The organism is Clostridium moniliforme, from assembly GCF_017873235.1.
Lineage (GTDB): Bacteria > Bacillota > Clostridia > Clostridiales > Clostridiaceae > Clostridium > Clostridium moniliforme.
This window is the reverse complement of the sequence record NZ_JAGGJZ010000008.1, coordinates 46,866-69,747: the sequence shown is the minus strand read 5'-3', so window position 1 is coordinate 69,747 and position 22,882 is coordinate 46,866. Positions and strand designations below refer to the sequence as shown.

The following is a 22,882-nucleotide window of genomic DNA, read 5'->3' as shown; positions in this document are numbered from 1 at the left end:
TAGCGCCGATGGTACTGCATGGGTGACCGTGTGGAAGAGTAGGACGTTGCCAGGTAAGTAACGAAAAGAGATAGTTTAATTACTATCTCTTTTTTTATAGTTAAGAATATAAAAAATTACACTTGTAAAAATATAATATATTACCTGTTACAATATGGTACTATTATATTGGCAGATTAAAATTATATGTGAAGGATGTGAATTGTTGAATATAATAATATTTATTTTAGGAATAATATGTATAGTATATTTTTTATTTGTTAATATGGTCTTTGGATATACTACATTTAGTTCTTTTTATTTAGTTATAGGTATAATTATGATATTATATGGAAGCTTTATAACTAAATTATTAGAAATTGAAGCTTTCAAGAGAATATTTAGACCATTAAAATTGTTATTATTATGTGGAATGTTAGTGTTTATAATTACAGAATTGTGTATAATTTTCTATCCTAAGAATTCCAAAAGAGATTGTAACTATATTGTTGTTTTAGGAGCGGGAATAAGAGGAGAAAATCTAACTACAACATTAAGAGATAGATTAAATGCTACATTAGATTATATTAATAATACAAAATATGATGGTAAGATAATAGTTTCAGGAGGTCAGGGTCCTGGAGAAAGCATTACTGAAGCTGAGGCTATGAGCAGATATTTAGTGGAAAAAGGAATTAATAAAAATAGAATAATATTAGAAGATAAGGCAACTAATACTTTTCAAAATTTCAAGTATTCAAAGGCTATAATTGAAAGTTTAAATAAAGGAAGTATAAAAGATAGTAATATTAAAATAGTAACAACAGATTTTCATGCATTAAGGAGTAATTTAATAGGTAAAAGAAATGGATATGAAAATATTAGTTTTTATACAAGCAATACTAAATGGTATATTGCCCCTTCAATGTATGTTAGAGAATTTTTTGCATTATTTAAGTCTATAATTTTTGATAGATAGTTTTATATTTGATACTTGACTTTTAAAGTATTAGTTAATATATTTATTAATAATTAATAGATAAGAGATTTATAAAATTGGAGATAAGAGTTATGGAAAGAGATATAGATAAATTAAAGGGTAAAGTAGTAAAACATTTTAAGGGTAAGATTTATTTAGTTATAGATTTAGCTAGACATTCTGAAACAATGGAGGAACTTGTTGTATATAAAGCTTTATATGGAAATTATGGTATTTTTGTTAGACCTAAAGATATGTTTTTAAGTAAAGTTGATAAAATAAAGTATCCAAATTGTACTCAAGAGTATAGATTTCAAGAAATTGATGAAGATGATATAGTGAATATAATGGAAGCTTTAAATAATTAATAGAATATATAAAAAGTTTTTAAGGAGTAAAAGTAGTAGGTTATTTTTGCTCTTCTATATTAATTATTAAAATTAATATAAAATATTTATAAGAATAAGAAGGAGGGATATAATGAAAAATAATTGTAATTGCAATAATTGCATTGAAGGAGAACCAATATGTGCAAGACATATATCAATTTTTTCAGCATTATCTGATGAAGAACTTAAAAATATTATTAATATGGTTACAAGAAAAGAATATTTAAAGGGAGCAGTTCTTTGCAGAGAAGGAGAAGTATATGATAGTTTATTTCTTATTAGAGAAGGAAAAATAAAGATCTCTAAAATAACAAGAGATGGAAAGGAGCAAATAATTCATATATTAACTAAGGGAGATTTTTTTGGAGAAACAAATCTTTTTGATGATATAATTAGTAGCTTTACTGCAACAGCTATAACAAATTCAAGGGTATGTATATTATCAAGGGGTGATTTGGAAGGTATATTAAATAAGAATCCATCTATATCAATGAAAATATTAAAGGAGTTAACTCATAGATTATCAGAAACAGAGGATTTAGCTAAAGTTTTAGCAACTAAAGACGTGGAGTCTAGAATAGCTAATATGCTTTTAGAGTTTTCAAATAAGTATGGAAAGGCTATTGATGGAAATATATATTTAGAAGTTCCACTAAATAGAGAAGATATGGCTAATTACTGTGGGGTTACAAGGGAGACTATAAGCAGGAAATTATCTAAATTAGAAGACGATAATATTATTGAACTTAAGGGAAATAAAATAATAATAATAAAAGATATAGATTCATTAAAAGACATAGGGGAATAAAAATTGACTATGATAAAAAAATATAATAGTTTAACAAATCTTTATAGCTCAGTCATTTGCTTAAAATTAGTATTTATAAAGTTATTACTAATTAAGTATATAGATTAAGGGCTATTTTTTATTTGGATTATTTTAAATTGAGATTTACTTTCAGTTCTTACTATTTTAATTTTCTAGAGAATTTAAGTTAGACTTTATAAAAATTTTTAAAATTTGATTCAAATCATATTAAAATACTAAGAATTAAATTAAAATCAACTCATAGTAATTGTTAGAAGAGATTAAGGGAGTGATTTTAATGAATAAATTAAATATAAATCAAAGCTTAGGAGATATAGTAGCAGTATATCCAGGGGCTGCAAGGATATTTAATAAAGAAGGAATTGACTATTGCTGTCATGGAAATAGAACATTAGAAAGTGCATTAGTTGAGAAAGATATAAATTTTAAGGAATTTTTAGACTATATAAATAAATCTTATGATAAGTTTTTAAATTCAAAGGAAGCTTATATAGATTGGAGATTAGAAGATCCAAATAAATTAATTGAAAATATAGTTGATACACATCATGCCTTTACTTATAGGGAACTTAATGAAATAGATCAGTTATTAGTTAAGGTTTTAAAGGTTCATTATAGTCATAGTGGAGAGGAATTAAAAACAGTTCATAGATTATTTGGAGCATTAAAAACAGAACTTGAAGAGCATTTAATTAAGGAAGAGGAAGAGTTGTTTCCAATGATAAGAGAATATTTAATAAATAAATCTCCAAAATTAAGGGATGAAATAATGCAATTTATAGGAGTTATAGAAAATGAGCATACAGGGGCAGGACATATATTACAAGATTTATATAGAGAAACAAATGGATATAAAACACCAGAGGGTGCTTGTACAACATTTAATTTAGTTTATAAAAAATTAGATGCTTTGGAAAAAGATTTATTTATTCATATTCATAAGGAAAATAGTATCTTATTTAAGATTCTTTAATTTAGGAGGGAATATTTATGGAACAAAAAAGAATTAATGAGTTAACAGAACTTTTAAGAAAATTAAATTCAGGAAATATATCAGAAGAGTTAAGAAAAGAAGCACTAGAAATAGTTAAAAACATAGATCCAACAGAATTATCAATTGCAGAGCAAAATTTAATTGATGATGGAATGAATCCACAGGATTTAAGACATTTATGTGATATTCATATGGAAGTATTAAGTGAGGAACTTGAGAAAATAAAAAGTAAATTAGAAACTGGACATGTAGTTAATACACTTATTGTTGAACATGATAAAATTTTAGAATTTTTATCAAGTTTGGAAGAATTAAATACTAAAATACAAGACTTAAAAAGTATAAAGGGACATGAATACTATATAGAAGATTTAAAAAATCTTGCAGATAATATATTAGGTGCAGAGCCACATCATAAAAGGGAAGAGGAAGTTTTATTTATTGAACTAGAGAAAAGAGGAATTACAGGTCCAACTAGAATAATGAGAATGGAACATGATGATTTAAGGGGAAAAAAGAGGGCTTTAAAGGAACTAGCAAATTGCATAAATTATATGGATTTTGAAGATTTTAAAGAAAGGTTACAAGAGTTAACTTCATATATAGTATTTAATTTAAGAGATCATATATTCAAGGAAAATTCTATATTATATCCAACTGCCATTGATACTATAAAGGATGAAAAACTTTGGGAAAATATGAGAAAAAAATGTGATGAATTAGGGTACTGCATCTTTACTCCAAAAGAAATTTTATAAAATTTTAATGCTGTAACATTAGTTACAGAAGAAATTAATTCAGGGTAGTATACTAAGCATTGTAATCAAGGTTTGGTTACGAAATTAAAAATGAACATAAAAATCATCTATGAATTAAGTATAAATATGTTTTTTAAGGAGGAATTTTAACATGTCAATGTTTTGTTTTCAATGTCAAGAAACAGCAGGATGTAAAGGCTGTACAGTAAGAGGAGTTTGCGGAAAAACTGAAGATGTTGCAAAAATACAAGATTTATTAATTTTTGCTACAAAGGGATTAGCAACAGTAGAAGTAGAAGGTAGAAAAGTTGGGATTATAGATAATAAAATAGATAAGTATATAGTAGAAAATCTTTTTGTTACAATAACAAATGCTAACTTTGATTTTAAGGCCATAGAAAATAGAGTTAAAGAAACTTTAATATTAAGAGAAGATTTAAAAAAGAGAGTGGAAGCTAAAGGTGGAAATCCAGTAGGAAAAGACCTTAAAGGTTGTGCAACTTGGACTGCAAATACAGAGGAAGAAATGATGGAAAAGGCTTCAAAGGTTGGAGTTTTATCTACAGAAAATGAAGATGTAAGAAGCTTAAGAGAGCTTATAGTTTATGGATTAAAAGGTTTAGCAGCATATATGAAACATGCTATGAACTTAGGATATGATAAAGATGAAATACATGCATTTATGTCAGAAGCTTTAGTAAAAACTTTAGATGATTCATTAACAGCAGATGAATTAACAGCTTTAGCTTTAGAATGTGGTAAATTTGGTGTTGATGGAATGGCACTTTTAGATGCTGCAAACACTGGAACTTATGGAAATCCTGAAATAACTAAGGTTGATATTGGAGTTAGAAAAAATCCTGGTATATTAATTTCAGGTCATGATTTAAGAGATTTAAAAATGTTATTAGAGCAAACACAAGGTACAGGAGTAGATGTATATACTCATGGAGAAATGCTTGCTGGACAATACTATCCAGAATTTAAAAAATATGAAAACTTTGCAGGTAATTACGGAAATGCTTGGTGGTTACAAAATAAAGAATTTGCTTCATTCAATGGACCAATACTTATGACAACAAACTGTATTACACCAGTTCAAGATTCATATAGAGATAGAATATTTACAACTGGAGCTGTTGGATATGAAGGTTGTACTCATATAAGTGCAGATGAAAATGGAAATAAAGACTTTACAGAAATAATAGAATTAGCTAAAAAATGTGAAGCACCAACAGAAATAGAAAAAGGCGAAATCATTGGTGGATTTGCTCATAATCAAGTTTTAGCTTTAGCTGACCAAGTGGTTGATGCAATAAAGAGTGGAGCAATAAAGAGATTCTTTGTAATGGCAGGTTGTGATGGTAGAGCAAAATCTAGAAATTACTATACAGAATTTGCAGAAAAATTACCAAAGGATGCTGTAATTTTAACAGCAGGATGTGCTAAGTATAAGTATAATAAATTAAATCTTGGAGATATAAATGGAATTCCAAGAGTATTAGATGCGGGACAATGTAATGACTCATACTCATTAGTAGTAATTGCACTTAAACTTGCTGAAGTATTTGGATTAGATGATGTAAATGAATTACCAATATCATATAACATAGCTTGGTATGAACAAAAAGCTGTAATAGTATTATTATCATTATTACACTTAGGAGTTAAAAACATACATTTAGGACCAACATTACCAGCATTCCTTTCACCAAATGTAGCTAAAGTATTAGTTGATAACTTTGGAATTGGTGGAATATCAAATGTAGAAGATGACATGAAGATGTTCTATGGAGAGGCATAAAATATATTTTGTAAAATAGTTTAAAATAAGAAAGGTAGCATGGAATTTAGTACATGCTACCTTTTGTTTTACTGATATTTTAAAATTAATATATGTTTTTAATTTAAAGAAAAATAAATATTGAATTTAAAACTAGCATTAAATATTTACTTTATTAATTTTGCTAAGACAATAAACCTAGCATCATCAAATTCATAACTACAGGTTGAAAGAGTTAGAATTTTACTATCATTATTAAAATTTAGTTTTCTACTAACTATTGATTTAGAATTTATCATTTTTATATAATCAGCAAAGGCTTTTTTTGATGAAAAGTCAGTTATTAAATAATTATCTGATCCTTTTACAATAGCACCTGAAAATATTTCATAAGTATATTTTTTATTACCTTTAAATAAATAAATATATTTATTATTGTTAAAAAAAGTTTTATCTTTAAAATTATCTAAAGTTCCAAACATACTTTTATTTCTCATATTGTGGCCAAAAATAATTAAATTTTGAGATTTATTTATGTTATCTTTTGAGTCTAAAAAAATAGAACCACCAATACTTTTTTTCTTATAAAAGTTATGTTTTAAATAAAATTCATTATTATTAGTTTGAACAACAGGATAATTTATATTTGTTCCAGGAACTTCAATCCAAAATTTATAATCTGAATTTATTTTAGATAAATCGTCTTTATCTATTAATTGAATTTCTTTGTTTACAGAGTCTATTTTATGGTATTCATATAATCTGTTTATTAATATAGCACTTGAAAATACTATTATGATTAAAAGAATGATATTAATGATTTTCTTTATAGATTTTTTCATCTAATTCACCTTTACTTTATAAATTTAATTATAAATAAGTATAACATTTTAAAATAAATTTTACTATATATAACAAAATGTCCTATAATTTATAGTGAAGTTATGATATACTTACATAAAATCTTACATAATAGTAAAACTAATTTATTTTAATAAGAATATATAATTTTGTTAGGAACTAAGAAGTCTATTTTTTAATTTGGGCATCTAATAAAAATAGATGGAGTTAATGATGCAACCGACTAACTTATATTTTAAGATATAGGTTAGTTTTTTTTATGTAAAAATCTATTTAATAATGTAAATTAAGTTTCATTAATAAATTAGGAGGTCTCTATGAAAGGTAAGAGAAAGATAAAAAATAGTTTTCTTATTTTGACAAGCATTATATTTTTAATTGCATGTATAAACTATAATGTATTTGCAGCTAGTCAAAATGGAAAGGAAGTAAATACATCTAATAATGATATTCTTGAAATAAACAAATCAGCACAGGCAGTTAATAATAATAGACCTAGTCAGTTAAATGATAGAAGTTATAAAATTAGTTTAAATGCAAGAGCCTGTTCAGCAGCATTAAAGGATACAAGACCTAAGGATATTATTTTAGTTTTAGATACATCAGGAAGTATGTTAGTACCAGCAACTGGAAGTATAAAACCTATAGATTCTTTAAAAGATTCAGTTAAAAATTTTTCTAATAAAATATTAAAAAATTCTAAAAATCAAATATCACTTATAACTTTTAGTAATGAATATAAACAAATAAATAATATAAAATATTTAAATAATGATGGTATTTTGTATACTGGAGAGGTAAATTATAAAGGTAAAATACAAACTATATATATAAATAAATATTTATCAAGTAATAGTAGTGGATATACAGATTATGAAAATTATTATGGATATATGATGATTGGAAATAAAAAGAAAGGTGTTTCAATACAGAGAATTATTAATTCTGAAGATAATTCAGATAATTATTATTTAATTATGGGAAATGATGAAGATAGTAGTCTCTTACAAGGATTTACTAATAATTCCAATTTAATAGATTCTAAAATAGATACTATACAAGCTGGAGGAGGAACTGATACTCAAAGCGCATTAAATAAAGTTAGAAAACAGTTAAAGGTCAGCCGAAATGATGGCAGAGAAAGATATGTTATAGTATTTACTGATGGAATGCCAAATATGTTAGTTGATTTTTCAGATTACGATTGGAATAATATGAGTGATGCAGAGAAAAAACAATTAGAAAGTTTAAAAATAAAAAATATTGATGATTATTATGTTTATAAAACAATTGAAACTTTTAAAAATATAGAAAATAGTAACAAAGATGTTAATTTTATATCTTTAGGATTTGAAAGTAGGGATTCAGAAGCTTTTAATGGGGAAACATATGGACCAGAGAATTTCTTAAGAAGTATACAAAATTATAATGATAAAATTCAACCAGGTTGTAATGGGGTAATTTATATTAAAAATCCTAATGATATACAGGGAATTTATGATGAAATAGCAAACAAAATACTTAATAATGTAACAGAGGATGCTATTATAACAGATACTGTTCCAGATGGTTTTGAAATAGTAAATGGTAGTGAAGAACCTAAGGGAGCAATTATAAAGAATAATACAATAACATGGAGCAAACAAGAAATAGGAAAGGAGAATATGACTTATACTTTTAAAATAAAAGCAAAGGATACTAACTTTGGAACAGAAAATTTAATAAGTGAAAAGAACGTTACAGAAAATCCAAAGTTAGATATTACTAATAGCAAGGATATGAACACTAATACTAATGCTACTATAAGTTATACTTATAATTTAGATAATTCTAAACATGAGCAAACATTTAATGTTCCACATGTATCTGTTCCAAATGATGCTAGTTTAGATTTATCAAGCAATAAAACTTATTATTATGGAGATAAAATTAAGTTAAAAGATTTAATAAAGTATTTAAACATTAAATATGGGCCAGAAGATGGTTATACATATATTTGGAGTGATAACCATGGACATAGTATTACTTTAAACAATCAAAAGAAAAATGCAAAAGTTGGAAATACATTTGACAAAAATTCAAAAGGTGATGACAGTATAACATTAACAGAAGATACAACATTTACTTTAGAGATTATTAAAGAAAACAAATATGATAAGGATGGAACATCCAAACTCGACTTAAAGGATAGTGTGAATATTAAGGTTATAAATCCTAAAGTTACAATAATAAAAAAAGTAGATGGTGAAGGTGATAGTAATAATGTTTTTTCATTTAAAGTTACAGGAAATAATAATACATGGAATTTAGATGTAAATGAAAATAAGCCATTTACTTTAACTAATTTAACAAAAGGAACTTATACACTTTCTGAGATTGAGGCACAAGGATATAAGTTGGAAAGTATAAAAGTAAATGGAAAAGAAATAAGTTTAAATAAGCCAACATTTTCCATAAGTGATGATAATTATAATATACAGATAGAAATTTTAAATAAAAAGCTTAATAAGAGTATTTATTATAATGATACAGAAACTATTAAAAATAAATTTTAAAATAAACTATAATTTATTTAATTGAATAAATTATATAAAGTAAAAAAGTTTAAAATTATGACAAATTATATAATAAATAAGGAAATTATTGAAAAAAATAATATTTATGATATAATTAGACCATAATTTAAGATTAAAATTTTAAAATTAGAAACTTAGAAGTCTATTTCTTAACTTGGGCATCTTGAAGTAGATGGAGTTAGTGATGCAACCGGCTAATTTATATGTAAAAATATAAATTAGCCTTTTTTTATTTAAAAAATTAGGTTATTTTATTAATATTCAAAATAAATAATTTATTAGAGACTATGATATTTATTTCTTATTTGGGCATCTTGAAATAAATTGAGTCAGTGATGCAACCGGCTAATTTATATGAAAATATAAATTAGCTTTTTTTATTAAAATTAAAAGATTTTAAGCTAAGGAGTTTATATATGTTAAAAAGAACAATAAAGTTAAAGAAAAAAAGAAAAAAAATATATATTGTTTCAATCCTTGCTTTAAGTATATTAATTTTAGGCAGTACTTTAGGAACTTATGCTTGGCTTACTTTTACTCAAAATAAAGCAAATCATTTACAAACAGCATATAAAACACATGAAAATTTTGATCCTACTGGATGGAATAAGGGAGTAACTGTAAAAAAACAAGTATGGGTAAAAAATACAGGTAATTTACCTATATATGTAAGAGTAAAAATTATACCTTTTTGGAAGGATGGTAAGCCTTTTGTGATAACAGGTAAAGATGGAAAACCTGAAAATACAGCAACATTAAATCTAAAGAAGCCATCAAATTGGGTACATGTTGGAGATTTTTATTATTATAAAAAACCTTTAGCAAAAAAAGGGGAAGATGGTGATACAACAGATAATCTTTTAGAGTCTGTTACATTAAGTAAGGATTTACCAAGTGATTACAATAAAGATAACTTTGAAATTGATGTTATCACAGAAAGTATACAGATAAGCCCTGAATATCCTAAAGGTTCAAATCCGCTAAAAGAATTGTGGGGAATAGATAAATTGCCTCAAAGTAATTAGATGAAAAGGTGAAATATGAAAAAAGTTTTTAATATTATTTTTGACATAGTAGTTTATATTTTAATAGGAGCAATTATAATTTTTTCAATATTTTTTGTTAAAAGTACTAGATTGCACGAAATGCCATCAATTGGTGGATATAGTATGTATGTAGTAAAGACAGGTAGTATGGCACCAACCATAAATCCTGGATCATTAATAGTAGTTAAAAAAGTTAATGCAGATACTCTTAAAAAAGGAGACATAGTTACATTTAAAGGAGCGCAAACTGGTAATCTTTTCACACATAGAATTTATAAAGTTGAAAAAGGAAAGAATGTACAGTTTTTAACTAAGGGAGATGCAAATGAAAGTGTTGACCCAATGACATCAAGTTCTAAGAATATTGTTGGTAAATTAGTATTTTCAGTACCTCGTATTGGAATTGCAATAACCTTTATACAAGATAATTGGCCTTTAGTTATACTATTAACTCTTGGAACATTAATATTGATAACATTGTTAAAAAAATTTTTTACAATAGATAAAAATGAAAAAGAAAATGGAGGAAAACATAATGAAAAAGAAAAAAATTAAGTTATTAGTAGCATCAATGGCGGTAGCTGCAATATTAGTTGGAGGATCATTAGCATGGTTCCAATTCCATCAAAGCGTACCAAACCATTTCACAACTGGTTCAGTAAAGACAGACATCATTGAGCATTTCAATCCTAATTCACCAGAAGCTACAAATATGCAACCAGGTGTAAAAGTACAAAAAGAAGTAACAGTTAAAAACCTAGGAAAATCACCAGCAATTATAAGAGTTAAATTAGACCCAGAATGGGATGCAAAAGGAAATGACCCACAAGAAAGTGCAAAAGATGCTGTAACATTAGGTACAACTAATGTAGTTACTGCTGCTCCAAAAGATGATAAAGGATCTTGGATTTACAATTCAGCAGATGGATATTATTATTACACTCAATTAGTTGCCCCTGAAGCTTCTACAACTCAATTGTTAAATAGTGTAATGTTAAATGAAAAATTCAATTTAACAAGTAAGTATCAAGATAGAGGATTAACTGTTAATGTAACATCAGATGCAATTCAAGCAACAAATGGCGCATGGGAAGATGCATGGAATAAAGATAAAAAATTACCTGAAAATATAGTATCAGCTTTAACTAAAATTCAAACAACAAATGTATCCACTGAAAATGCAACTAAAGAAACAAGTGGAAGCACAGTTAACGGGGAACAACATTCAGATGCACAAACACCATTAGCTTCACAAAAACCATTAGCTTCACAAAAACCATTAGCTTCACAAAAACCAGTAGCAAAATAAAAAACATTTAATAAAGGATAAGTATTATGAAGAGTTTTATTAAAAGGAGTTTAGTTATATTATCTATATTTTCCTTGGTTTTAGTAGGCATTCCAATAAGGGCTAATGCAGATACATTAAATGCCAATGATAAATCTGGTAATATGACATTGAATTTAGATAAAAATAGATATTATTCCATAGATATGGAAGAGATTTTTCCAGGAGAACATTATTTCAAAAAAATTATTATAAAAAATAGTCACAACTATCCATATAACATTTATTTTAAAGCATCATCTAAAGAAGGATTAACTGGTAAGTCTTTAGAATTATTAAAATATATAAATATGAAGATAGTTTATGATGGTAAGACTATTTATAATGGACCTGCAAATGCAAATAGTATGAAGGATATTATGTTAATAGGAACAGTTTATCCAGATACTCAAAAGAATTTTGAAGTTTATATAGATGTATCAAAAGATTTAGACAATTCTTTTGCTAATATTGAAACATTTAATAGATTTGATTTTTATTCTAATATTGTTTATTCAGGAAATGTCAGAGGAAATTCAAATAATGGACAAGAAATTTTTAATAACAATATGTTTAATCCTAAAACAGGAGATAATTTCAGATTTTATATTTATCTAATTAGTATAATTTCATGTATAATAATACTTATCCTTTTAAATAAAAATAAAATCAAAAAAAATATATAATAAAGAGTGTCAGTTAAATGACACTCTTTTTAAAAACTTTATACTATTGTATATAAGTAAGGGGGTGTATAGTTTGAGGAATATAATAAAAAAGGTATCTTTTTTATTGGTGTTGTGTGTTTTTATAGTATTATTTCAGGAAAGAGTAACTTATAGTGCTAGTATTGGTTATGAGAACTCTAATGTTTATAATTATAATAGTGAACCATTATTAAATTTAAATAAAACTGTTAATACAGTTTATAAAAATAATTCAAAAGAACAATTAAATGACAGAAGTTATAATGTAAATTTAAGTATTAGTGCAAAACCTAGTAGTATGGAAAAAAGAGAAGGTCAAGACATAATATTAGTTCTAGATAAATCAGGAAGTATGAGAAAAGGCGTAGGTGGTTATGATATTAGCCCTTTTGAAGCGTTAAAGACAGCAACAAAACAGTTTTCTAAAAATATATTAGATAATGATTCTTCAAACACATCAATTGGTGTTATTGCATTTAGCACAAATCAATATATTGAGGTTAAGTATATTAATGAGTCATATTATGTAAAAGATAAAAATGGTAATTATCATGAAGTTGAAATTGATGATGATGAAGTAAAACTTATTTATAAAAATAGGAGAGAAAAAATAGAATTAGAAAATTTATTTGGAAATATTAAATTTCGTTTATATCATTTAGGTGATGGATACTATATTCAAATTTATAAAAGAGCAAGTAATAAGGATGCTAAATTAATTCAACCATTTACAAATAAATATAGCGATATATATAATGCTATTTCAAATTTGAAAGCAGTTGGTGGAACAGATACAATGAGTGCTATGAATATGTTAGGAAATACATTAGATAAAGTAAAAAATGATGGTAGAAAAAAATATGTAATATTTTTTACTGATGGACTACCTAATATTTTGCCAGGACAAAAATTTGGAGATGGAGATATATATAATTCAATAATTAATGTAGAAGATAAATTTAATATATTGAGAGAACAGTATCCAAATGTAAAGTTTATTTCAGTAGGTTTTAAGAGTCGTGATTCAGTAAGGTTTCAAGAAGAAACAGAGTCATTTTTAAAATATATTCAAAATTACAATTCAAAAGTAAGTTCGGATGGAAATGACTTGATATTTGCAAATGATCCAAATCAAATTAAAAGTATTTATGATAATCTAGCTAATAATATTATAAAGTTTAATTCTCTAACTACTGATGCGGTTATAAGAGATATAATACCATATAATTTAATTCCAAATGTAACTCCTCCACCAAAGGGTACACAACTTAAAGCAGAAGACTATGGGTTAAGCAATTTAACACCAGGATATAAATTAGATTTAGTACCTGCAAGAGATGTAAATGGTGAAATAATAAAAGGAAAGTATTGTTTAGAGGTTTATTGGAGCAATCAAGTTATAGGAGCTAAGCAATCTAATTATAAATTTACTTTTAAAGCTAATAATGAATATTTTGGAGGAAATAATGTCCCAGGAAATGAATATGCAGATGTAACATATACCGATGAAGTTAATTCAGATAACAGTAAGTTGGGACAAAAGTTTAACATTCCAACAATAAATGTACCTAATGAATGCAGTATGGATTTAAATGATAAAACAGTAATATATGGAGATAAAGTAAACTTAAAAGACTTAATAAATAATATAAATATAAAATATGGACCAGATAGCGGATACACTTATACATGGACAGATGAAGGAACAGGAGAAAAAATCAATGTACCTAATTATGGAAATAGAATATTTAATCCACAAGATAAATCAATAGAAAATTATGAGACTCCATTTTATATGAAAGATAATGATAAGTTTAATTTAAAAATAACAAATGATTCATTAAATAATAATCAACTTTATAATGAACTAGATAAAAATTTAAATAAAACAAGCAATATAACTGTATTAAAACCAACAATAACAGTAGTTAAAAAAGTAGTAGGGGATGACAATCAAGCTAATACTAAAAAAGATAAATTTACTTTTAATATTTCAGGAGGAATTTTAGATCAATCTTGGAATATGTCTATAAAAGAAAATACTCCATTTACAATAAATAATGTAACAAGAGGCGTTTATAAATTAAATGAAATAGCATCTCAAGGATATGCTTTACAAGGTATAAAAATAAATGGAAAAGAAGTAAATAAAGACAGTTTAGAATTTGTAATAACAGATGCAGCTCATGAAAGTGAATATAGTAGCAAATATAAAAATGATCCAATAATAGTAGTAAATAAAGATAACTTAAATATAAATATAGAAATAACAAATAAAAAGAAATCTAGTAATTATTATAATGATTCAGAAACTATAGAAAATAAATTTGTTACTAATAAAGCCTGAAAATACAAATATATTAAAAAGTCTATATTAAAATATTATTAACAGAAACTTAATTGTAACAATTAAGTTTAAGAAATATAATAAGAATATATATTGAATATAATAGGTTATGGAGTTAACCTCTAACCGCTTAAAAGCTAATGACTCCTACAGAGATTATGGGAATGGTGTATCTTTGTAGGTAATCATTGGCTTTTTTATTTAAAGAAGATTTGAGGTGATATAGTGCAAAAATTTCAGTTAATCTTAATAGTTGGATGTGGAGGATTTATAGGGGCAGCCTTAAGATATTTAATATCAATAAATGCAGCAAAATTATTTGGGGCAGATTTTCCCTATGGAACATTAATAGCTAACATTATAGGTGCAATTATTATAGGATTTGTTATGAGATTAAGCTTAGATACAGTAATGATATCTCCAAATACAAAGTTATTTTTAACAACAGGAATGATGGGTGGACTAACAACTTTCTCAACATTTTCATATGAAACAGTTAGTATGTTAAATGCAGGAGAATACATAATTGGTGTTGTTAATTTAGGTTTAAATGTTATATTAAGTTTTATTGGAGTAATTATTGGAATGGCCTTTGCAAAATTATTAGTTTAATACAATATTAAATTGGAGGTGAGATATAATTATGAAAACTATAAATAAAGGAAAATTAATAAAAATATTTATTGATGGTGATGATAAATATAAAGGAGAACCACTTTATACTGTTATAATTGATAGATTAAAAAAAGATGGTATTTCAGGAGCTACAATAATTAGAGGTATAGAAGGATTTGGAGAGGGTAAAAAAATACACTCAGACTTTTTAGAGGTATTAGCAAGAAAGCTTCCTATAGTAATAGAAATAGTTGCATTTGAAAGTAAGGTAAAAGATATTATTGAAATAGTATCTCCTATAATAGGTAGTGGAAAGATAGCGATTATAGATAATGTAGAAGTAATTACATTTGAAGATAAATAAAATAAATAGAATTAATACAAAAAACTGTATTAATTCTATTTTTGTATTGAAACTTAATATAATATAAGTATAATTTATTAATAAACAGTAAAATATCATTCATAAATGATATTTGAATTGAAACTTGATATTGATAAGGCTTACAATCGATTTAAGTGTAAGTTTTATTATAAGAAAGGCGGATTATACTTGAAGAGGATAGAAAAAATATATAATTATCTAAGTGATATTTGCTTAGGATATACAAAAGATAATCTGGAAGAAAACCTAGGTGTAAGCGCACAAGAAATAGGGGATAAGCTTAATATATTGAGAAATAATGTAAGTAAGGAATTAAATCAGCTTTGTAGAGATGGAAAAGTAGTAAAAATTAAATCAAGACCAGTTAAATATTTTGATAAAGAAATATTTCAAAAATTATTTAATGTTAGACTTCCTGAAAATGTTATAGAAATAGACGACATAAATTCTTTAATTGAAGATAATAAGCATGAAGAGGAAAAAAAATGCCCTTTTGATTATCTTATAGGATCAGAAACTAGCTTAAAAACACAAATAGAACAAGCAAAGGCAGCTATAATGTATCCTCCTAGTGGACTACATACTTTAATTGTAGGTCCAACTGGTGTTGGTAAGAGTTTATTTGCAAATATAATGTGTAGTTATGCAAAACATATTGGAAGACTTAAAGATGATGCTCCATTTGTTGTATTTAATTGTGCAGATTATTATAATAATCCACAATTATTATTATCACATATATTTGGACATGTAAAAGGTGCTTTTACAGGAGCCGATACAGAGAAAGAAGGTATTGTTGAGAAGGCTAATGGCGGTATATTATTCTTAGATGAGATTCATAGGTTACCACCAGAAGGTCAAGAAATGGTATTTTATTTCATGGATACAGGAACATATAACAAACTTGGTGAAACTGAAAGAAAGAGAAAAGCAAACGTATTAATTATTGGAGCTACAACAGAGGAACCATCTTCAACTCTTTTAAAAACATTTGTAAGAAGAATTCCAATAACAATTAGGATTCCAAGTTTTGAAGAAAGATCTGTTGAAGATAAAATTGATATTATAAAGCATTTATTGCATAATGAGGCAGTTAGAGTAAATAAACCAATAAAGATATCATCTGAGGCTATAAAAGCTCTTATTGGTAGTACCAGCTTTGGTAATATAGGACAATTAAAATCAAACATACAACTTCTTTGTGCAAAGGGATTTTTAAATAGTATTAATGGAGCTGGATATATTGATATTAATTTAAAGATGATGCCTAATAATATACAAAGTGGACTTATAAGCATAAGTTCAAAAATTAAGGAAAAAGAAGAGATTGTAAATTTAGTTCCAAATGAGCTTGTAATAAATCCTGTGAGAAACGTAACTTTACTTGAAACTGGAGGAAGTTATGAGCCGCCATTTAATTTATATAAAATTATAGAAGATAAGGCATCTGTTTTAAGAGAAGAAGGAATGGATGAAGAGGCTATAAATAAATTTATTACAACGGATATAACAGTTCATATAAAATGTTTCTATGATAAGCTAAAAGGTGATAAGTATTCAAGAGAAGGATTACTTAAGATTGTAGATGAAAATATTTTGGATTTTTCAGAAAAAGTAAAGGACTTAGCAGAAGAAAGACTTGGAAGAAAGTATAATGATAGATTTTTATATGCTATAAGTCTTCACATGAGTGCTTTTTTTAATAGATTAAATAAAAATATAGAACCGGATTATGAACAAATGGAAGCTGTAATAACAGAACATCCAAAGGAATACAAATTGGCTGAAGAAATATGTAAAATGGCAGAAAAATATTTTAATACAAATATTCCAAAAGGGGAAGTTACATATATAACATTACTTTTAACATCAATAGAAGAAACAGATTCTAATGGGAAAATAGGAGTTATAGTTGCAGCCCATGGAAGTAGTACAGCAAGTAGTATGGTAAATGTTGCAGTAAAATTATTCGATAGTGACAATATAATAGCAGTTGATATGCCACTTGAAATTAGTCCAAAGGATACATTAGAAATTGTTAAGGAAAAGGTAATTGAGGTAGATAGAGGTAAGGGTGTATTGCTTCTTGTTGATATGGGATCATTAAATACTTTTGGAAATTTAATTTATGATAAAACAGGAATTAAAATGCGAACATTAGACATGGTATCAACCCCAACTGTATTAGAAGCAGCTAGAAAATCTTCTTTAAATGATGTTGATTTGGATGGACTTTATCAATATTTAAAAGAGTTTAAAGGATATAGTGTTAACTCAAATAGTAAAGAAGATAATTATGTAAAGGGTGCAATAGTTACAATTTGTTCAAGTGGAAAAGGAGCAGCAATAAAACTTAAGGAACTTGTTGAAGATGTAGTAAATACTATTTCAAAAGATAATATAGATGTAATACCAATTGGTATAAAAGATTGCAAGAAAAAAATAAAAGAAATAGAAAATAAAAAGAAAGTACTAGCTGTTGTTGGAGTTATAGATCCAAAAATGAATATACCTTTTATATCTCTTGAAAGTCTAATATCAGGAACTGGAGAAAAAATTATTGAGAATATATTTAGAGGAGAAAGTATTGTATCAAAAGATGATGGCCGTGATGATATTGTTTTAAGTAGTCTTCTTTACGATAGTTTAAAAGAAACAATGACTTATTTAAATCCAGACAAGGTATTAAATTTATTATTGGAATTTATAGATATATTAGAAAATAGCTTAAATAGACAATTCACAAATTCAATGAAACTTAGAATAGCACTTCATACAGCTTGTGCATTGGAAAGAGTTTTAATTAATGATGAGTTAAAGTATACTGATGATACTAGTAAATTTGAACCTGTAGTTTTAAATAAAATAAAGAATGCTTTAATTATATTTAAAGAATCAATAAATTTACAGCTAAATGAAGATGAGACATATTATCTTACAGAAATTGTATTATTGTAGTATCAAAAATGTATAAATTATATTGATATTTTATAATAATAGTATCAAAGAAGAAAAATAGTGTATTAAATAAATTTTTGCACAATTTTTGTATACCTATAAAATTAGGACATATAAGGATTGTGCATTTTTTTGTATTTTTGATACACAGTTTTAGCATAAAAATTGCTATAGATAATATAGATAATATTGAAAAAGTCAAAGAACAAAAGAAACACTAAGGAGGAACATTTATAATGGAAATAGTTTTAGCAAGAATAGATGATAGATTAATACATGGGCAAGTTGCAACAGTTTGGAGTAAAGCAACAGGATGTAAAAGAATAATAGTTTGTAATGATGATGTAGCTAATGATGAAATTAGAAAGATATTATTAAAACAAGTTGCACCACCAGGAGTAAAAGCTCATATTGTTTCAGTTGATAAGGCAATTAAGGTATATAATAATCTTAAATATGAAAATGATAAGGTATTACTGCTTTTCACAAATCCAAAAGATGTATTGAAAATGGTAGATGAAGGTGTTGATATTAAAAGTGTAAATATAGGAGGAATGTCATTTAAAAGAGGTAAGAAGCAAATAACAAATGCTATATCAGTTAATGAAGAAGATATAGATTCATTTAATAAATTATACAGTAAAGGAATTGAATTAGAAATAAGAAAGGTAGCTTCAGATTCCAAAAAAGACATAATGCCTTTATTAAAAAAACTATAAATTAACTTATAAAATTGACAATAATCAGAGATAAAATTTAATCAATGAATATTGTCAATTTTATATTATTTTCATTTTTAGAAGTATAATAAAAATTATATAAGAATTTTCATATTTATTAGGCTTTACTTTAAAATAATACGTATAATAATATAAAAATATAAAATAAAATTCGTAAAATACTTGATTTTTAAAATTAAATAGATTAATATCTTATTGTAAGAGGTAATTACATATAAAAAAACGAACATTAATACCTATATAAATCTCTGGTATAGAGAGGCGCTTTTTACTGAGCTTCTATTAAAAGCTCTTAATTATATGGTTATTTAATATTAATTCGTCTGTTTTAAAAGGAGAGATATTTTATGAATTATGAAGTAATAATAGTTGGAGCAGGTCCAGCTGGAATTTTTACTGCCTTAGAATTAAATAAAAGGGAACCAAATAAAAAGATTTTATTAATAGAAGCAGGTAAAAGCATTGATAAGAGATGTTGTCCAAAGGTCAAGACAAATAAATGTGTATCATGTAAACCATATTGTCATATAACAACTGGATTCTCAGGAGCAGGAGCATTTTCAGATGGTAAATTATCACTTAACCATGAAGTTGGAGGAGATTTACCAGAATTAATAGGGGGAGATTTAGTTCAAAAATACATAGATTATACGGATAAAATATATCTTCAATTTGGGGCTGATAATAAAGTTGAAGGAATTGATAATCCAGAGGGATTGAAAAAGATAAGAAGAAAAGCTATTGAAGGAAATTTAAAGCTTGTAGATTGTCCTATAAGACATTTAGGAACGGAAAAGGCTCAAGATATTTATTTAAAAATTCAAGACTATTTATTACAGAATGGTATAAAAATAAAATTTGATACACTAGTAGAAGATTTAATTATAGAATCTGGAAAGGTAAAGGGTGTAAAAGTAACAGATTCAGCAACTAAATGTAATTCAGAAAATATATTATGTGATAAAGTCATTGTTGCTACCGGAAGAAAGGGAGCAGATTGGCTTAGTGATATGTGTATAAAGCATAATATAGACCATAAAGCTGGAACTGTTGATATTGGGGTACGTGTTGAACTTAGAAATGAAATTATGGAAGAGATAAATAAAGTATTATATGAGTCAAAGCTTATAGGATATCCAGCACCTTTTAGGGATAAGGTAAGAACTTTTTGTCAAAATCCTGGTGGGTTTGTATCACAAGAAAATTATGATAATAATATGGCAATAGTTAATGGACATTCTTATAAAGATAGAAAATCAAATAATACAAATCTTGCTATACTTAGTTCGCATAACTTTGAGGAACCTTTTAATCAGCCAATAGAATATGGTAAAAAGGTTGCGGAACTTGTAAATATGCTTGGTAATGGAAGTATATTAGTTCAAAGATATGGAGATATATTATCAGGTAAAAGAACATGGCAAAAGGAACTAAATAGATCCAACGTAAAATATACTTTGCCTGATGCTGTTGCAGGAGATTTAACATCAGCTATACCTTATAGAACAATGACTAATATAATTAATTTTATTGAATCATTAAATACGGTTGTACCTGGATTTGCTAGTGAAGAAACTCTTCTTTATGGACCAGAAATAAAATTTTATAGCAACAAAGTTATAATAGATAATAATTTTGAAACAAACATTAAGGGGTTATTTTGTTTAGGGGATTCTAGTGGATGGACTAGAGGACTTATGATGGCTTCTGCTATGGGAGTAATGATGGGAGAAAAACTATCTAAAAATAATAAGCAATAAAAAATAAGGTGGATTTAAATCCACCTTATTTTTTATAATTTTTATTAAAAAGATAAATCATATAAAAAAGATAATTTTTATATGATATATTAATTAATAAATATATTGATATTTATAATTTTTTTAATAATAATCATATTTTTAAGGCTTTTTAATAATAAGACATTCTTTAACTGTAACTATATTATAAATATAGTGATAAAATTTTAAATAAAATATTTACATGGTAATGATTTCATAGGTATATTATGTTATAATGATAGAAAATAAAAAATTTTCAAAAAATTAACAAACAAAAGGGGGAAGGAGAATGTCAAAGAAAAAGAAAATTGGCTTTCCATCAGCGTTTACAGTTTTATTTATAGTACTAATATTAGCAGCTATATTAACTTATGTAATTCCAGCTGGTTCATATTCTAAGTTAGCTTATAATGAAGATGAAAAAACTTTTGTTATAACGACACCAAAAGGAGAGACAACACAAGAAAAGGCAACACAACAAGTTTTGGACAAGCTTGGAATAAAAATAAAGCTAGAAAAATTTGAAGATGGAAGTATAAAAAAACCATTAGCTATCCCAGAAACATACGAAAAGGTTGAACAAAAACCACAAGGATTAAAAGAAATTGTTCAAGCACCAATTGAAGGAACATATGACACAATAGATATTATAATGTTTATATTTGTAATTGGAGGTGTAATTGGAGTATTAAATGCATCAGGAGCATTTAATGCAGGAATTGCAAGTCTTTCAAGAGCTACAAAAGGTAAGGAATATATATTAATAATTTTATTAACTACACTAATATCTATTGGTGGAACTACATTTGGTATGGCAGAGGAAACTATAGCTCTGTATCCTATATTAATTCCTATATTCTTAGCAGCAGGTTATGATGCTTTAGTTTGTATTGCTAGTATATATATGGGATCTTCAATAGGTACAATGTTCTCAACTGTAAATCCATTTTCATCAGTTATAGCATCTAATGCTGCTGGTATAAACTTTACAGAAGGATTATCCTTTAGATTTATAGGATTAGTACTAGCAACAATTATAACAATTGTTTATATAGTAAAGTATGCTAATAAGGTTAAGAAAGATCCTTCACAATCACTTATATATGATCAAAAACAAGAGATTGAAGAGAGATTTCTTGAAGAAAATAAAGCTCCTGAATTTACAATTAGATTAAAATTAATGCTTATAATTTTTGCATTAAGTTTCATTATTATGATTTATGGAGTTGCAGCTATGCAATGGTCATTTACTGAGATGACAGCTTTATTCTTAGTAGTAGGTATAATTCTTGGAGTACTTTCAAAATTAGGAGAAAAGAAATTTGTTGACACATTTATTGCTGGAGCAGGAGACCTTATAGGTGTTGCTTTAATAATTGGTGTTGCAAGATCTATAAATTTAATATTAGATAATGGAGAAATATCAGATACAATACTTCATTCATTCTCAGGAATGGTACAAGGACTTAATGGTTCTGTATTTATAATTTTAATGCTTTTAATATTTATTGTATTAGGATTCTTTATTCCATCATCTTCAGGTCTAGCTGTACTTTCTATTCCAATTATGGCACCACTTGCAGATACAGTTGGATTACCAAGAGATGTAATAATAAGTGCATATCAATTTGGTCAAGGATTAATATCATTTATAACTCCAACAGGACTTATATTAGCAACCCTTGCCATGGTAGATGTTACTTATGATAAATGGCTTAAATTTATTATGAAAATTATGGTTTATATAGCAATTTTTGCAGCAGTATTATTATTAATACAAATACATTTTTAAAACATAAATATATAAAAAAACACCCTTATAAACTTT

19 protein-coding genes and 4 riboswitches are annotated in these 22,882 nt (G+C 26.0%); of the genes, 18 read left to right on the top strand and 1 reads right to left on the bottom strand.

What is annotated here, in order from left to right; translation table 11 throughout:
- The first annotated feature begins 205 nt into the window (after window positions 1-205).
- From J2Z53_RS10975 to hcp, 6 genes are all read left to right on the top strand, one after another.
- Window positions 206-958 (top strand): YdcF family protein, encoded by a 753-nt coding sequence (locus tag J2Z53_RS10975; RefSeq protein ID WP_407927662.1) that lies wholly within the window; start codon window positions 206-208, stop codon window positions 956-958.
- A 92-nt stretch (window positions 959-1,050) separates the two neighbouring features.
- Complete coding sequence (locus J2Z53_RS10970; RefSeq protein WP_209797532.1) at window positions 1,051-1,326, top strand: DUF1653 domain-containing protein; 276 nt, start codon at window positions 1,051-1,053, stop codon at window positions 1,324-1,326.
- A gap of 112 nt (window positions 1,327-1,438) precedes the next feature.
- Window positions 1,439-2,155, top strand: coding sequence for a Crp/Fnr family transcriptional regulator (locus J2Z53_RS10965; protein ID WP_209797531.1), 717 nt, complete (start codon window positions 1,439-1,441; stop codon window positions 2,153-2,155).
- Between the two features lie 298 nt (window positions 2,156-2,453).
- Window positions 2,454-3,149 (top strand): iron-sulfur cluster repair di-iron protein, encoded by a 696-nt coding sequence (gene ric, locus J2Z53_RS10960; protein ID WP_209797530.1) that lies wholly within the window; start codon window positions 2,454-2,456, stop codon window positions 3,147-3,149.
- A 17-nt stretch (window positions 3,150-3,166) separates the two neighbouring features.
- Window positions 3,167-3,928, top strand: a complete 762-nt coding sequence (locus tag J2Z53_RS10955; protein WP_209797529.1) for a DUF438 domain-containing protein — start codon at window positions 3,167-3,169, stop codon at window positions 3,926-3,928.
- Between the two features lie 151 nt (window positions 3,929-4,079).
- Window positions 4,080-5,732, top strand: a complete 1,653-nt coding sequence (gene hcp, locus J2Z53_RS10950) for a hydroxylamine reductase (protein ID WP_209797528.1) — start codon at window positions 4,080-4,082, stop codon at window positions 5,730-5,732.
- Window positions 5,733-5,878: 146 nt separating this feature from the next.
- Here the strand turns inward: hcp and srtB are convergent, their stop codons facing one another.
- On the bottom strand, window positions 5,879-6,553 hold the full coding sequence (gene srtB, locus J2Z53_RS10945) for a class B sortase (RefSeq protein ID WP_209797527.1): 675 nt from the start codon (window positions 6,551-6,553) through the stop codon (window positions 5,879-5,881).
- 164 nt (window positions 6,554-6,717) lie between these two features.
- A riboswitch (cyclic di-GMP riboswitch) is annotated at window positions 6,718-6,806 on the top strand.
- A gap of 83 nt (window positions 6,807-6,889) precedes the next feature.
- Between srtB and J2Z53_RS10940 the strand changes: the two genes are divergently transcribed.
- The 12 genes from J2Z53_RS10940 to J2Z53_RS10885 all read left to right on the top strand — a co-directional run bounded on the left by J2Z53_RS10940 (window position 6,890) and on the right by J2Z53_RS10885 (window position 22,846).
- Entirely contained in the window at window positions 6,890-9,127 is a 2,238-nt protein-coding gene (locus J2Z53_RS10940; RefSeq protein WP_209797526.1) for a vWA domain-containing protein, read from the top strand.
- Between the two features lie 140 nt (window positions 9,128-9,267).
- Window positions 9,268-9,353: riboswitch (cyclic di-GMP riboswitch) on the top strand.
- 66 nt (window positions 9,354-9,419) lie between these two features.
- A riboswitch (cyclic di-GMP riboswitch) is annotated at window positions 9,420-9,504 on the top strand.
- Window positions 9,505-9,564: 60 nt separating this feature from the next.
- Window positions 9,565-10,173 (top strand): hypothetical protein, encoded by a 609-nt coding sequence (locus J2Z53_RS10935; protein WP_209797525.1) that lies wholly within the window; start codon window positions 9,565-9,567, stop codon window positions 10,171-10,173.
- Window positions 10,174-10,188: 15 nt separating this feature from the next.
- Entirely contained in the window at window positions 10,189-10,749 is a 561-nt protein-coding gene (locus J2Z53_RS10930) for a signal peptidase I (RefSeq protein ID WP_209797524.1), read from the top strand.
- Window positions 10,730-11,503 carry a BsaA family SipW-dependent biofilm matrix protein gene (locus tag J2Z53_RS10925; RefSeq protein ID WP_209797523.1) on the top strand — a complete coding sequence of 258 codons (774 nt, stop codon included), beginning with the start codon at window positions 10,730-10,732 and terminating at the stop codon, window positions 11,501-11,503. The genes J2Z53_RS10930 and J2Z53_RS10925 overlap by 20 nt, the downstream gene beginning before the upstream one ends.
- Window positions 11,504-11,529: 26 nt before the next feature.
- The gene (locus J2Z53_RS10920; protein WP_209797522.1) at window positions 11,530-12,207 is read left to right on the top strand and encodes a hypothetical protein; all 678 of its coding nucleotides are present in this window, start codon (window positions 11,530-11,532) and stop codon (window positions 12,205-12,207) included.
- 73 nt (window positions 12,208-12,280) lie between these two features.
- A complete protein-coding gene (locus tag J2Z53_RS10915; protein WP_209797521.1) occupies window positions 12,281-14,575 on the top strand; it encodes a vWA domain-containing protein in 2,295 nt (764 codons plus the stop codon).
- A 96-nt stretch (window positions 14,576-14,671) separates the two neighbouring features.
- Window positions 14,672-14,732: riboswitch (Fluoride riboswitch) on the top strand.
- A 68-nt stretch (window positions 14,733-14,800) separates the two neighbouring features.
- Window positions 14,801-15,187: a fluoride efflux transporter CrcB gene (gene crcB, locus J2Z53_RS10910; RefSeq protein WP_209797520.1), complete on the top strand. Its 387-nt coding sequence runs from the start codon at window positions 14,801-14,803 to the stop codon at window positions 15,185-15,187.
- Window positions 15,188-15,218: 31 nt separating this feature from the next.
- Window positions 15,219-15,554, top strand: a complete 336-nt coding sequence (locus tag J2Z53_RS10905) for a DUF190 domain-containing protein (RefSeq protein ID WP_209797519.1) — start codon at window positions 15,219-15,221, stop codon at window positions 15,552-15,554.
- Window positions 15,555-15,743: 189 nt separating this feature from the next.
- Complete coding sequence (locus tag J2Z53_RS10900; protein WP_209797518.1) at window positions 15,744-18,533, top strand: sigma 54-interacting transcriptional regulator; 2,790 nt, start codon at window positions 15,744-15,746, stop codon at window positions 18,531-18,533.
- A 236-nt stretch (window positions 18,534-18,769) separates the two neighbouring features.
- Window positions 18,770-19,252 carry a mannose/fructose/sorbose PTS transporter subunit IIB gene (locus J2Z53_RS10895; RefSeq protein WP_209797517.1) on the top strand — a complete coding sequence of 161 codons (483 nt, stop codon included), beginning with the start codon at window positions 18,770-18,772 and terminating at the stop codon, window positions 19,250-19,252.
- Between the two features lie 368 nt (window positions 19,253-19,620).
- Window positions 19,621-21,033, top strand: coding sequence for an NAD(P)/FAD-dependent oxidoreductase (locus J2Z53_RS10890; RefSeq protein WP_209797516.1), 1,413 nt, complete (start codon window positions 19,621-19,623; stop codon window positions 21,031-21,033).
- Window positions 21,034-21,343: 310 nt separating this feature from the next.
- Window positions 21,344-22,846 (top strand): YfcC family protein, encoded by a 1,503-nt coding sequence (locus J2Z53_RS10885; RefSeq protein WP_209797515.1) that lies wholly within the window; start codon window positions 21,344-21,346, stop codon window positions 22,844-22,846.
- Window positions 22,847-22,882: the final 36 nt, after the last annotated feature.

What these genes read in the sequence shown, in the direction of transcription:
- J2Z53_RS10905 (WP_209797519.1), top strand. Translation starts at nt 15,219, where the DNA reads ATGAAAACTATAAATAAAGGAAAATTAATAAAAATATTTATTGATGGT.
- J2Z53_RS10965 (WP_209797531.1), top strand. Translation starts at nt 1,439, where the DNA reads ATGAAAAATAATTGTAATTGCAATAATTGCATTGAAGGAGAACCAATA.
- ric (WP_209797530.1), top strand. Translation starts at nt 2,454, where the DNA reads ATGAATAAATTAAATATAAATCAAAGCTTAGGAGATATAGTAGCAGTA.
- hcp (WP_209797528.1), top strand. Translation starts at nt 4,080, where the DNA reads ATGTCAATGTTTTGTTTTCAATGTCAAGAAACAGCAGGATGTAAAGGC.
- J2Z53_RS10970 (WP_209797532.1), top strand. Translation starts at nt 1,051, where the DNA reads ATGGAAAGAGATATAGATAAATTAAAGGGTAAAGTAGTAAAACATTTT.
- J2Z53_RS10925 (WP_209797523.1), top strand. Translation starts at nt 10,730, where the DNA reads ATGAAAAAGAAAAAAATTAAGTTATTAGTAGCATCAATGGCGGTAGCT.
- J2Z53_RS10940 (WP_209797526.1), top strand. Translation starts at nt 6,890, where the DNA reads ATGAAAGGTAAGAGAAAGATAAAAAATAGTTTTCTTATTTTGACAAGC.
- J2Z53_RS10895 (WP_209797517.1), top strand. Translation starts at nt 18,770, where the DNA reads ATGGAAATAGTTTTAGCAAGAATAGATGATAGATTAATACATGGGCAA.
- J2Z53_RS10935 (WP_209797525.1), top strand. Translation starts at nt 9,565, where the DNA reads ATGTTAAAAAGAACAATAAAGTTAAAGAAAAAAAGAAAAAAAATATAT.
- J2Z53_RS10890 (WP_209797516.1), top strand. Translation starts at nt 19,621, where the DNA reads ATGAATTATGAAGTAATAATAGTTGGAGCAGGTCCAGCTGGAATTTTT.
- srtB (WP_209797527.1), bottom strand. Translation starts at nt 6,553, where the DNA reads ATGAAAAAATCTATAAAGAAAATCATTAATATCATTCTTTTAATCATA.
- J2Z53_RS10955 (WP_209797529.1), top strand. Translation starts at nt 3,167, where the DNA reads ATGGAACAAAAAAGAATTAATGAGTTAACAGAACTTTTAAGAAAATTA.
- J2Z53_RS10885 (WP_209797515.1), top strand. Translation starts at nt 21,344, where the DNA reads ATGTCAAAGAAAAAGAAAATTGGCTTTCCATCAGCGTTTACAGTTTTA.
- J2Z53_RS10920 (WP_209797522.1), top strand. Translation starts at nt 11,530, where the DNA reads ATGAAGAGTTTTATTAAAAGGAGTTTAGTTATATTATCTATATTTTCC.
- J2Z53_RS10930 (WP_209797524.1), top strand. Translation starts at nt 10,189, where the DNA reads ATGAAAAAAGTTTTTAATATTATTTTTGACATAGTAGTTTATATTTTA.